Origin of the sequence: Natrinema hispanicum (assembly GCF_900111485.1) — an archaeon.
GTDB classification, from domain to species: Archaea; Halobacteriota; Halobacteria; order Halobacteriales; family Natrialbaceae; genus Natrinema; species Natrinema hispanicum_A.
This window is the reverse complement of record NZ_FOIC01000013.1, coordinates 49547-61871: the sequence shown is the minus strand read 5'-3', so window position 1 is coordinate 61871 and position 12325 is coordinate 49547. Positions and strand designations below refer to the sequence as shown.

Annotated in this window: 12 protein-coding genes; 5 read left to right on the top strand and 7 right to left on the bottom strand. The window is 63.3% G+C overall.

Translation table 11 applies throughout. From position 1 onward, the window contains the following. The first annotated feature begins 103 nt into the window (after positions 1-103). Positions 104-586, top strand: a complete 483-nt coding sequence (locus BSG09_RS12715; RefSeq protein WP_092933690.1) for an Lrp/AsnC family transcriptional regulator — start codon at positions 104-106, stop codon at positions 584-586. 48 nt (positions 587-634) lie between these two features. Here the strand turns inward: BSG09_RS12715 and gatE are convergent, their stop codons facing one another. The 4 genes from gatE to btuC form a co-directional block, all read right to left on the bottom strand. Beyond that, positions 635-2503, bottom strand: coding sequence for a Glu-tRNA(Gln) amidotransferase subunit GatE (gene gatE / locus BSG09_RS12710; protein ID WP_092933688.1), 1869 nt, complete (start codon positions 2501-2503; stop codon positions 635-637). A gap of 148 nt (positions 2504-2651) precedes the next feature. After that, positions 2652-2915: a hypothetical protein gene (locus BSG09_RS12705; RefSeq protein ID WP_092933686.1), complete on the bottom strand. Its 264-nt coding sequence runs from the start codon at positions 2913-2915 to the stop codon at positions 2652-2654. A 191-nt stretch (positions 2916-3106) separates the two neighbouring features. Next, positions 3107-4468, bottom strand: a complete 1362-nt coding sequence (locus BSG09_RS12700; RefSeq protein WP_092933684.1) for a heme ABC transporter ATP-binding protein — start codon at positions 4466-4468, stop codon at positions 3107-3109. Further along, entirely contained in the window at positions 4465-5562 is a 1098-nt protein-coding gene (gene btuC, locus BSG09_RS12695; protein WP_092933682.1) for a vitamin B12 ABC transporter permease BtuC, read from the bottom strand. Before btuC ends, BSG09_RS12700 begins: the two co-directional genes overlap by 4 nt. A 60-nt stretch (positions 5563-5622) precedes the next feature. On the opposite strand from btuC, the gene BSG09_RS12690 reads away from it, so the two are divergent. The 4 genes from BSG09_RS12690 (at position 5623) to BSG09_RS12675 (ending at position 8434) form a co-directional block, all read left to right on the top strand. Further along, the gene (locus BSG09_RS12690; RefSeq protein ID WP_092933680.1) at positions 5623-6687 is read left to right on the top strand and encodes a PGF-CTERM-anchored ABC transporter substrate-binding protein; all 1065 of its coding nucleotides are present in this window, start codon (positions 5623-5625) and stop codon (positions 6685-6687) included. Between the two features lie 107 nt (positions 6688-6794). Then, complete coding sequence (srp19, locus tag BSG09_RS12685) at positions 6795-7076, top strand: signal recognition particle subunit SRP19 (RefSeq protein WP_008014410.1); 282 nt, start codon at positions 6795-6797, stop codon at positions 7074-7076. Between the two features lies 1 nt (position 7077). After that, on the top strand, positions 7078-7326 hold the full coding sequence (locus BSG09_RS12680) for an H/ACA ribonucleoprotein complex subunit GAR1 (RefSeq protein WP_092933678.1): 249 nt from the start codon (positions 7078-7080) through the stop codon (positions 7324-7326). Positions 7327-7411: 85 nt separating this feature from the next. Next, positions 7412-8434: a presenilin family intramembrane aspartyl protease PSH gene (locus BSG09_RS12675; RefSeq protein ID WP_092933676.1), complete on the top strand. Its 1023-nt coding sequence runs from the start codon at positions 7412-7414 to the stop codon at positions 8432-8434. On the opposite strand, the gene BSG09_RS12670 is transcribed toward BSG09_RS12675, so the two are convergent. From BSG09_RS12670 to BSG09_RS12660, 3 genes are all read right to left on the bottom strand, one after another. Beyond that, complete coding sequence (locus BSG09_RS12670) at positions 8431-9540, bottom strand: PAS domain-containing sensor histidine kinase (RefSeq protein WP_092933674.1); 1110 nt, start codon at positions 9538-9540, stop codon at positions 8431-8433. The genes BSG09_RS12675 and BSG09_RS12670 overlap by 4 nt on opposite strands. A gap of 79 nt (positions 9541-9619) precedes the next feature. Further along, complete coding sequence (gene cysS, locus BSG09_RS12665) at positions 9620-11134, bottom strand: cysteine--tRNA ligase (RefSeq protein WP_092933672.1); 1515 nt, start codon at positions 11132-11134, stop codon at positions 9620-9622. Positions 11135-11227: 93 nt separating this feature from the next. Further along, positions 11228-12274 (bottom strand): PAS domain-containing sensor histidine kinase, encoded by a 1047-nt coding sequence (locus BSG09_RS12660; RefSeq protein WP_092933670.1) that lies wholly within the window; start codon positions 12272-12274, stop codon positions 11228-11230. Positions 12275-12325 lie beyond the last annotated feature (51 nt).

The following is a 12325-nucleotide window of genomic DNA, read 5'->3' as shown; positions in this document are numbered from 1 at the left end:
TGGATATATTCCGATTACTGCCCTATAGCTGGCGTCCTTATTGTAGATATCTCCAATTACATCGGTCGGAAGACACATGTCGCCCGCCATCCGACGCCGTCGTATGGACGACCGCGATGTGCGCTTGCTCAAGGCGATCGCCGAACTCGAGACCGGCAGCCCCGAACAGCTCCACGAAGCGACCGGCATTCCGGTCTCGACGATCCACTACCGACTCAACAACCTTCGTGAGGAGGGAATCATCGCAAACGACCGCTACGACATCGACCTCGAGGAACTCGGCCTCGGCGTCACCGTGCTGGTCGAGATCCATGCCGATTACCAGGGCTCCTACGAGGAGTTCGCGGATCGGCTCCTGACCGTCGAGGGCGTCACGAACGTCTACTTCACGATGGGTGAGACGGATTTCATCGTCATCGCACGACTGAGCGGCAGTGAGATGGTCGAGCGCCTGATCGCCGAGTTCGAGGAACTCGAGGGTGTCGACCGAACCGTCTCGACGTTCGTCATCTCGGCGGTCGAAGAACGGGATGCTTTGCAGAGTTACAGCCTCGAGACGCTGCTCGAGGAATTAGTCGACGGGTAAGAACGGGATCGAATCGGCTCGAGTTCGAGGCCGAACTGACGTATGCGCTCAGGCTCGCTTCTGAATCTCTTCGCGCAGCAGTTGACTCACCAGGTCGCCGTCCGCCTTCCCACGGAGCGCGCCCATACATTCGCCCATAAGCCCGGAGAACGCCTGCATGCCCTCGTCTTCGACCTGCGCTTCGTTGCGCTCGACGACTTCGACGACGGCCTCGCGGACCTCGTCCTCGTCGGCACCGCCGAGCCCGGCCTCTTCGGCTGCCGCCTCGGCCGTCTGATCTGGCTCCTCGGCCAGCACCGTCAGCAGGTCCGGCACGCCCTCGTTTGGCAAGTCGCCGTCGTCGACCATCTCGAGGACGTCCTCGATGTGCTCGCGGGTAAGCGCCTCGACGGGAACGTCGTCGCGACGGAGTTCGGTCAGCGTCGACTCGAGTGTCGTCGCGGCCAGCGTTGGATCGACACTATCAGCAACTACGTCTTCGAATAGCGGCATGTACTTGCCGTAGGCGACCTGCTCGGCCAGCCCCTCGCCGAGATCGTACTCGTCCTGATAGCGCTCGACCTTCGCGGTGAGGAGTTCGGGCTCTGGCACCTCGCTCGGGTCCGGTTCGACCGGCGGGACGTCCGTCTCGGGGTACATCCGCGCTGCGCCAGGCAGCGGGCGCAGGTAGCGGGTGGTGCCGTCGTCGTTCGCACCGCGGGTTTCTTCGGGCACGCCCTCGAGCGCAGTCGCGGCCCGGTCGGCGACGGCTTCGATGGCGTTTGCGGCAATCTCCGTTTCGTCGGCGACGATTGCGACGGCGTCCTCGGGATCGACACCGACCGCATCGCGCAGGGCCGCGACCTCCTCGTCGGTGACGCCGTAGGCGGGGAGTTCGTCGGTGTGGAAGATCCCACCCGCGCCGTGGCGTTTGGCGTGATCCGAGAACTCAGTGCCGAGGCGGCGGTCGGGTGCGATCTCACGCCCGACGAGGCCGTCGAAGCCGTAGAGCGGCACTGCCATCACGGAGCCACCCGAATTCAGCGCGCCCTGAATGACGCCGCTGTCGGTGTCCTCGAAGACCGCAGTCACGTCCTGCGTGTCGCCGACCGACGCGTCGCGTTCCTCGAGTTCGTCGCGGATCGCGACGAGTTCGACCTGTCGGCCCACCTCGTTGTGGACGATATCGTCGATGTCGTCGAGACTCTGGACCCCCTTGATCTCGACGCGGGCACCCTCCTCGATGGAGACGTTGACGTCCTGGCGGATCGTCCCCAGGCCGCGTTTGACCTTCCCCGTCGAGCGCAACAGCATCCCGATCCGTTCGGCAGCCTCGAGCGCCTGCTCGGGTGTCGAAATATCCGGACGGGTGCCGATCTCGACCAGTGGGATCCCCAGTCGGTCGAGGCTGTAGCGCACCCCGTCGTCGGTTTCTGCGACGCGCTGGGCGCTCTCTTCTTCGAGCATGAGATCCTCGATGCCGACGGCCCCATCGCTGGTCTCGATTTCGCCGTCGGTGGCGACCAGCGACGAGCGCTGGAAGCCACTCGTGTTCGACCCGTCGACGACAATCTTGCGCATGACGTGGGCCTGATCGACCGGGTTCATGTCCATCAGCTGGGCGATCTCGAGCACCGTCTCGAGGGCTTCGTCGTCGAGTTCGTGGGGTGGTTCGTCGTCTTCCTCGACGAGACAGGTCGAGTCGTAGGCAAGATATTCGAACTCGCGTTCGACCATGCTCTCCTCGACGGCGGCGTCGTCGAGTTCGCCCAGTTCGCTCCGGGTGGGGTGGAGATAGCGCGTGAACGAACGGGTCGCCGCATCGGGCTCGCGGAGGTCGGTCGGACACTGGCAGAACAGCTTCGTCGCCGTATCGAGTTGCTGGTGGATCTCCAGCCCGGCGACGAGTCCGAGGGCCTCGTAATCGTACTCGGTCATTGGCGGCCACTCGGAGGCGGAGGGGTAAAAAACCGTCCAGTCCGCTCGCGGGGCGGCAGTGTCACACTGCGCTCACAAGTACAACTCCGAGTCGGTAACTACAGGTGCAAACTGACTGCTTAGAACATCACTGAATTCTATTGTAACTCTAATTCCGGAATGGCGGGATGAGATTAAATGCTGCTGCGGCCAACAGACATGAAATAACAATGAATGCTCCGCTGATAGCTATTGAAGAATCGATAAAGAATCCTCTCACACCAATGAAGAGGGCTAAAAGAGAGAATCCAAGAAGGGCAACGGTTCCGACAGCGTCGAGTATCCCGTTTCTAACAGCGCTTCGTGACAGTCCCACATGTTCACCTCGATCTGTCTCAGTCGTTCCGCCGTCCATCTCAATATCGGGAGCCATCTATTCAAAATTAGACGAGATGATATATAAGTCTAATACAGCGTCAACTTCGGCCAGTACATCATCTGTACTTACCGCGTGCCACGAGTTTTGCTGAACAAGGAGTCCGTGCTACTACCGGCTGCGAAGTCAGTATCGATCCATCAACGATCGCTGTGGGACGTGCTATGAATTCGTTACAGCAGGCCGTCTCAGTCGTTGGCGTCGATCGAGTCAACCGACTGCCGCGATGACGAGCCACCTACTGTCGCGTCGGCGACCGCCTCGAGGAGTCCCTCGAGCGTCGCGTCCACTGCGCGCTCACAACAGGCGTTGTACCGTGCTCGAGCGTCCGTCCCTGCGAAATCTCGCTCGGAGAGCGGCCGCGTCTCGATGGCGACCAGCCCGTCGGCCGTCTCGAGTGTGTCGAGCAGGGGCTGCGTGCTGGCCCCGAGGACGAGATCGGCAAGCACCGTGACATCGGCCTCCCGAACGAGCGTCTCGGCGGTAGCGCGGTCCTCGGGGGCCAAGCGCGCAAACGGTTCGGTCTCGATGGCCTCGACGCCCAGCGAACGGGCGGTTTCGGCTGCAGCGTCGCCGCTCGAGACGGGACCGAGCGTCATGTCGATCCCCGCGGCCGCGAGTCTGGCGATGACGCCGGCTGCGGCGGCTCCTGTCCCGAGGACGTGAACCTGGTCCGGACGCGACGCTGGCTCCGGCTCGTGGGCGTCTGCCAGCGCCGTCACCGTCTCGGTTCCCGTCACCGGATTCTGTGTCACGACCGCGTTCGCGTCGAACGAATCGGCGAGCGCGTCGCCGGTTAACACCGTCGCTGGTGGGCCGTCTCTGGCGACCGTGCCGTCCGACAGCAACACCAGTCGATCACAGTAGCGTGCCGCGAGATCGAGATCGTGGATCGCTGCGATGACGGTTCGGCCCTCGTCGACCAGTTCGCGGACGAGCTCGAGCGTCTCGACTTGATGGTTGACGTCGAGACTCGCCGTCGGTTCGTCTAACAGCATGACTGGCGTCGCCTGGGCGATCGCCCGCGCGAGAACGACGCGTTGGCGCTGGCCGCCGCTTACCTCGTCGATCGGTCGGTCGGCCAACTCCGCCGTCCGGGTGCGCTCTAAGGCGCGCTCGACCACAGCATGGTCCTCGGGTGTTGCCGACGAGAACCGCGAGCGGTGTGGATGTCGCCCCATTTCGACGACATCGCGGACGGGAAACGAAAACGAAATCGAGGTGTTTTGGGGCACAACCGACACGAGCCGACTCGAGGCCCGCGACGAAAGATCGTGAACGTCGGTCCCGTCGATCGCGACAGTGCCTGAATCGGGCTCGAGCGCGGCGCTGATCGTCCGCAACAGCGTCGTCTTTCCGGCTCCGTTCGGTCCGACGAAACCGACGAACTCGCCCGGCTCGATCGTGAGCGAGACGTCCTCGAGTACCGAGAGTTCGCCGAATGACAGCGCGCAGTCCTCGACGGAGATCGTCGCTGGATCCGGACGCGACTGCTCGTCGCTCTCGAGGTCGGAATCAGCCGTCTCGGGGGACTGCCCGGGCTCGGTCATACCGAGCGCACCTCCCGGCGGCTGAGCAGGAACAGGAAGAAGGGTGCGCCAAGCGCCGCCGTGATGATCCCGACCGGAACGACGGCCGGACCGGTCCGAGCGAGAGTATCGGTCGCCACCAGGAACGATGCGCCGGCGAGTGCGCTGGTCGGCAACAGGATCCGGTGGTCCGGCCCCACGATCAGCCGCATGATGTGTGGCACGACGAGGCCGACGAAGCCGATGACGCCTGCAACTGCGACGCCGGCGGCGGTTACGATGCTCGCGAGCACGAGCAAGAGGAGTTTGGTCCGCTCGACTTCCACGCCGAGGTGGTGTGCGTCTTCCTCGCCGAGCAACAGGACGTTCAGCTCTTGTCGGAACGCACAGAGTGCGAGAACGCCCGCCAGCGTGATTGGGAGAGCAAATCCCACGTCTCCCCACTGGCTGTTGTTGAGATGCCCCATCATCCAGTAGACGGCCTGTTGAAGCGAGTCACCGCTATGGACGAGCATATACGATATCATCGCGCCGAGAAACGTCTGGATCGCAACGCCGGCGAGCAATAGCGTCGCGACTGGCGTTCGGCCACCCTCTGTCGCGATGGCATAGACGAGAAACGCCGTCGCGAGCGCGCCGAGAAAGGCCGGGACGTGGAGGCTTCCGAAGGGAATGAGACCCGGAAAGACGATTGCCGCGACCGCACCCGCTGCGGCACCCGAGGAGACGCCGATGATCGACGGATCCGCCAACGGGTTCCGGAAGAACCCCTGCATCACCGTTCCCGCGGCACCGAGCGAGAGTCCGACCGTCGCCGCGAGCGTGATCCGTGGCAGTCGAATGTCTTTGACGATGATCTGGTGTGTCACCGGCACGTCGAACGAAAAGACGGTCGCGTACTCGAGTCCCGGAGTCGGAACGGAGACGCCGAAGACGGGAAGCGACGCACTGCTACTTGTCACCCCGACAGGGATGACGACCGCGTTCAACATCGCCATCGCGACGGTCACGACATCGATCCTGACCGGTCCGAGTGCGGCGCTGGTGAGAACGACCGCGCCGAGCAGGACGAACAGCCCCGCCGACCACACTGCTGTCCGACCCGATCGATACATACCCGACAACCAATCTTGCAGTAGGCAAATATTTGTTGAAGTAGGGTTGAGGTGGGAGCGATGCGACGTCACATAACCGTCCTGTTTGCCCTGCTAATTGCCGTTTCTGCGTTCGCGCCCACTGCGGCCGGGCAGTCGAACGCCGAACCAGAATCGACCGTCGACGTGACGTGTGAGTACCCCCTCGAGCTGACCGATGCGACTGGCACGACCATTACGCTCGAGGAGCGACCTGAATCGATCGTCACGCTACAGGCCAGCGACACGCAGACGGTGTACGAAATCGGTGCCGAGGACCGTCTCGTGGGGCTGCCCTACGGCTATGCAACCAGTGATTTTGACCGCGGTGATCGTGTAAACATCGGTGACGGCTGGACGATCAAGCACGAACAGGTGGTCAACCTCGATCCTGACCTCGTGTTAGCGGCGAACGCGACGAAGGAAGGCGACATCGAACAGCTTCGGAACGCGGGCCTGACCGTCTATCAGTTCAGCGACGCCAAATCGCTCGAGGACGTTCGTGAAAACGTCCGGACGGCCGGCAAACTCACCGGCGAGTGTGACGGTGCCGAAGAGACGATTACCTGGATGAACGAGCAACTCGAGATCGTCGAACGAACGCTCGAGGGGGCGGACCGTCCGACGGCGTATTACGCGATGGGTGATGGATACACTGCCGGGTCGGGAACGTTCATCAACGAGGTCCTGACGACGGCCGGTATAACGAACATCGCAGCGGAGGCCGGTATCCAGTCCTACGGCCAGATCAACCCAGAAACGGTCGTCAACGAGAGCCCCGCCTGGATCGTCTATCCGAACGACCGAGAGCAGGTCCCGATCCACGAGTCGGTCACGGCGACGCCTGCCTACCAGGACGACAACATCCTCCCGGTGAACGCAAACTACATCAACCAGCCCGCGCCACGGGTCGTCTACGCGATTACTGACATCGTCAAAACGGTCCATCCGGAGGCCTACGAAGAGGCGAGCGCGGAACTCGACGCCGCACCCGAGGACGACACGACAGCGAACGACCAGCAAAACGACAGCATTCCTGGCTTCGGCGTTCCTGCCACCCTCGTCGCCCTGCTTGCTGCTATCGGATTCGTCGCACGGCGACGATAACGCGGGCAGGGAGAGACACGCTTCTGATTCGTTTCGGCCGTCTTCTCGACGGCAGCCGACGTATCGTTTTGAAAAGGGTTTACTCGCCGGACCGCCCAGAGGGGCGCATGGTCGAGAACGTCATCTGGCCCGCTTATCTCGATGCGGACCTCTCGCGGAGCGACGGACGGCGCGTGTCCCAGGACTTGGCAGTCGAAGAACCGACAGTCGACGAGATCGCAAAGGCGGTCCAGCAAATCGGGTACGACGCCACGATCGAGCGGGACAAGGCGTATTCCCGGGAGCATTGGCTCGACCGGGGCCGCGTCGTCGTCCGCGGAGCCGACGACTCGACGAAAAATGACCTCGTGCAAGCCGTCGCGGCGTACGTCGTCGCGATGCGCGAGTGAGATGCGCCGGATCGGCGCAGTCGTCCGTACGGCACAGGGGCTTGCGGTACTCCGCGCGGACGCCGTCGACGACGAGACAGCCGAGGCCTACCGCGACGAGATCGGCACGGTCGTCCTCGACGACTCCCTCGAGGAGGTCGGCCGCATCGTCGACGTCTTCGGACCCGTCTCGCAGCCGTATCTGGCGGTGACGCCTGACGACGACGTCCATCTGCCGTCACTGGTGAGCTCGACGCTGTACGCGCGGTAGTGTCGGCGCGACTGCGTCCGCGGTGGTCGCGTCTCGCGACTGCGGAGTGGAAAAGCCAATAGGAGCGGGATGCGAACGCCGCGACATGAACGATCGGATGCGGGTCCTCGTCGCCGTTGGCACGACGGTCCTGCTTTTTCTCGGCGTCCAGCTCGGCGCGCTGGCGCTGATCGAGCCCTTCCACGAATCGGGTCGGCAAGCCGTTGAGAATCCCCAGAATCCGACGAACAGCATCCTTTACTTTGGGGTGATGCTCATCGCGACCGGGCTGATGCTCGCGGCCTTTAAATACGACCTCGAGTGGCTCATCCGGCTGCTGATCGTCGGCGTCAGCGTGATGATCTCGTGGTACGTCTTTGCCGAACTCGTGCCGGCACTGCTCGCGCCGCCGCTCGCTGCGGCTGTAGCCGACGCGCTCGCGATCGTCGTCGCGCTTGCCGTCGGGGCGGCGCTTCTCCTGTACCCCGAGTGGTACGTCATCGATACGACGGGCGTCGTGATGGGTGCCGGTGCTGCCGCCCTGTTCGGGATCAGCTTCGGCTTGCTGCCGGCGCTGCTGTTGCTCGCGGTACTGGCAGTCTATGATGCGATCAGCGTCTACGGCACTGAACACATGCTCGACCTCGCCGAAGGCGTCATGGACCTCAAGATTCCCGTCGTCCTCGTCGTCCCGATGACGCTGTCCTATTCCTATCTCGCCGACGGCAGCACCGACGACGTGCTCGAGGACGATCGCGAGACCGACACGAGCGCTGCCGACGGCGGCACCGAACAAGACATCGACGCCAGCGCTGCCGACGACGCAGGTGCCCTCGACCGCGACGCGCTGTTTATCGGCCTCGGTGACGCCGTTATCCCGTCGATTCTCGTCGCCAGCGCGGCGTACTTCCTCGAGGCCGGGGCGATTTCAGTGCCCCTGATCGCGCTGAACCTACCTGCACTCGGCGCGCTGGTGGGAACGATCGCTGGACTGCTCGTGCTCATGTACATGGTCCTCAAGGGCCGACCCCACGCCGGCTTGCCGCTGCTCAACGGCGGCGCGATCGGCGGCTATCTGCTCGGCGCGCTCGCGAGTGGGCTTTCGATCGTTACTGCACTCGGGTTCTAGACCGACCGCTCGAGCATCGAGACGCCCTGAATCTCGAATCGCGCGCCGCCGTCTTCGCCTGTCGTCGCCGAAACCGACCAGCCGTGTGCGTCGGCAACTTCCCGAACGATCGCAAGCCCCAGTCCAGAGCCACCCGTGGTTGCTCCTGCTCCCGGCTCACTGCAGGCGGCCGAATACCCCGATTCGAACACCCGTTCGCGGCGGTCAGGTGGAATCCCCGGACCGTCGTCTTCGACGTAGAACCCGGGAAACGCAGTGTCGCCTGCAGCCGTCCTCGACTGCTCGAGCGGTCCGACTTCGACGGCCACGTCGTCGCCGGCGTGTTCGATCGCGTTCCGAAAGAGGTTCTCGAAGAGATGGCTCACCAGCGACTCGTTTGCACGGATCGCAACGGTCCCGACGACCTCGACGGTCGATGACGCCGTCTGGACGTGTGCCCAGGCGTCTTCGACTGCCCTCTCGAGCGGGATCGCCGCTCGCTCGGCCTCCGCGACCTCGTCGATCGTTACGAGCGCCAGCGCGTCGTCGATAATCGACTCCATGCGCTCGAGCGACGAGCGTAACGAAATGCGGTCGCCGTCTTCGGATCTGAGATCGATATCGTCGTCGCGCTCGAGGATGTGAACCTCTGCCAGTGCGACCGACAGCGGGTTTCGCAGATCGTGTGAGAGGAGTCTCGCGAACCGCTCCATACGCTCGGCTTGGGCCTGGGTTCGTTGCTCGAGGCGGCGACGTTCGGTAATGTCGACGTGCATGACGAGGACGAACCGCTCGCCCGCGTGGTCGTACGGCGTCGCCTGCATCATGAACCAGCGCTTGCACTCGGGCGTGTGACAGGGGTACTCGAGGCTGAACGCCTCGCGGTCGCCGTTTGCGACCGCCCGAATCCCGCGTGCCGTCTCCGCCGCCTCGTTGGCGTTGCTGCCCTCACAGACCGTCAGATAGTTCGTGCCGACCCCGCCCGCCGCGTCAGCCAACCCCTGCTCGTCGCCGAACGCGTCCCATGCCCTGTTGGTGTAGACGATTTCCCCCATCTCGTCGAGGATCGCCACATGTGCAGGCATGGCATCGAACCCAGCGGTGACGATCGACCGAGAATCAGTCATTATCGTCTAGAGACGCGCCACCTACTTGAGCGAGGAGGTTACAGATAACTATCCTTTCACGAATTCGGACGAGACAGCCTCACTCGCCCGACGGCAGCCGGTAGGTCGCCCCCTCGTCAGTATCTTGGACTTCGATGCCGAGCGCCTCGAGTTCGTCGCGCAACTCGTCGGCACGCTCGTAGTTGCCGGCGTCGCGTTCGGCCTCGCGCACGTCGAGGACGAGTTCCACGACGTCACCGGCGAGTGTGGCCGAGCCCGTCGTCTCGCCCGTAAAGGACAGCCCGAGGACGCCGCCCAGTTCCTCGAGCGTCTCGACGGCGCGCCGAAGCCCGCGGTAATCGTAGCCACCCTCGCCGTCGGCGGCACCGCCGATCGCCTCGAGATGTCGGTTGATCGCCGCCGCGACCGACAGCAGTGCCGACTGCGCCTCCCGGGTGTTGAAGTCGTCGTTCATCGCGGTCGCAAACGCCTCGCGCGCACTGTCGAGTTCGTCGCGCAGCGACTCGTCCGTGGCTTTCGCACTCGCCTGTGGCGAATCCAGCACGTCGACAGCGGCCTCGTAGGCCCGCTCGAGTTGGTCCCAGCGCTCCTGGGCCTCGGCGATCGTCTCGTCGGCGTACAGCTGTTTGCTGTTGTACGACCCCGCGGTCAGGAACGTCCGCATGACGTTCGTTCCCCAGCGGTCGATGGCCTCGTCGACGGTGACGAAGTTGCCCAGACTCGAGGACATCTTCTCGTCGTCCATCTGGAAGAGTTCGCAGTGAAGCCAGTAGTTGGCGAACTGCTGGTCGGTCGCGGCTTCGGATTGGGCGATCTCGTTTTCGTGGTGGGGGAAGACCAGATCCCGACCGCCGACGTGGAGGTCGAGCGTTTCACCCAGATGGGTCATGCTCATCGCCGAGCACTCGATGTGCCAGCCGGGCCGGCCCTCGCCCCACGGCGAGTCCCAGGTCAGGCCCTCGGGCGGGGTCTCCCCGTGGTCGACGCCCTCGTGGCTGTGTTCGTCGATCGCGTCGGGGTCGACGCCGTCGGCCTTCCAGAGCGCGAAGTCCGCTGGGTTGCGCTTCTCGGTGCGCTCGTCGGGATCACCCTGGGATTCGATCTCGTCGAGTTCCTGATTCGAGAGTTTGCCGTACTCCTCGAAACTGGTCACGTCGAAGTAGACCGACCCGTTGGACTCGTAGGCGTAGTCCTTCTCGATCAGCGTCTCGACGAGGTCGATGATTTCGGGAACGTGCTCGGACACGCGGGGATAGACCTCCGCACGCAGGAGGTTCAGCGAGCGCATGTCGTCGATCGTCCGCTGGATGTAGGTCTCGGCCACCTCGCCTTCGCTTTCACCGAGGTCGTCCTCGCCGATCCGGGCGACGATCTTCTCATTGACGTCAGTGAAGTTCTCGACGTGACGCACGTCGTAGCCTTCGTGCTCGAGCCAGCGGTGCATGACGTCGACGTGGACCCACGAGCGTGCATGGCCCAGATGTGGCGGGTCAGAGACCGTCAGGCCACAGTAGTAGAGCAAGACGTTCTCGGGGTCCTGTGGCTCGAACGGCTCTTTTTCGCCCGTCAACGTGTTCGTCACGTGCAGGGTCATTATCCTCCCTTCCCCCGGGCGAAAGTTAAAGCGTGTGATGCCCTCCGGATGTGACGGCTAGCCAGTACCGGCGGCGAGATGTGCCACCCGTCGCTATGGCTCGGCGCGGTCGACCCGTGGCAGTAAGAACCGAACGACGTTGCCACGAGGGGTGTTCTCCTCGAAGACGAGTTCACCGCCGAGCGAGTCGACACACCACTGCATCACCCACAGTCCGACGCCGGAGCCGTGATAGGTGGTACTCGCCGTGACATCCTCTCTGAGAACGTCGATCTCGACGTCCGGGATCGCCGGGCCGTCATCGCTGACGGCGATCTCGGCCTGTTCGGTGTCTGGATCGATAGCAACCGATACGTCGACGGACGGGACGTCGCGATCGTTGTGCTCGATCGCGTTGTCGATGGCATGTCTAATCGCGTGTCGGAGGCCGGTATCGGCGTTTACGCAGACGGCGTCCTGAATATCGACGGATATCTCGGCCGCCGTCTCGTCCGCTCGAACCTCCGCGACGATCGCTTCGGCCAGCTCGCCGATGTCCGTGGGCGACCGCTGCGTCGCGTCGGGCGTTGCGATCTCCTCGACCTGACGAATCGAATCGCTCAACCTCCCAATCTCCGATGCGATCTCGAGGATCGTCTCGACTTCCTCCTCGAGCGTCTTCGCTTCGACGGCTTGTTTGAGACGGTCGGCATACCCCATGAGGACGTTCGTCTCGTTTCGAAGATTGTGTCGGATGACGCGGTTGAGAAGCCGCAATCGACGTTCCCGCGCCTTGTACTCGGTGATCTCCCGAACCTCGGCGATGACACACGTGGTGTCGTCGATCGTCGTCCGATTGAGCCGGACGCGAATCCAGACCAGTTCACCCGTGGGTCGTTCGATCCGCCACTCGAACACTTGCGACTCGCCGGCGGCAGCAGCGTGCAGTCGATCGACCGCTTCGTCCTGAGAAAACGTCGTCGATGGTGCTGTGAGCTCTCCGATTTCCATCTCGAGGAGTTCCGCTCGAGAATAGCCGTATAACTCCTCGATCCGGTCGTTTACGTCGAGAGCTGCGCCGGTTTCCGGGTCGCGTAAGACGATGCCAATATCGAGATCGTCGAACGCTGCCGGTAACGACACGCCCTGGGAAATCCCCATATAACTTCTCAGAAAGTGTGGGTATAAAAAGTCATAACCAACAGAAGTAGC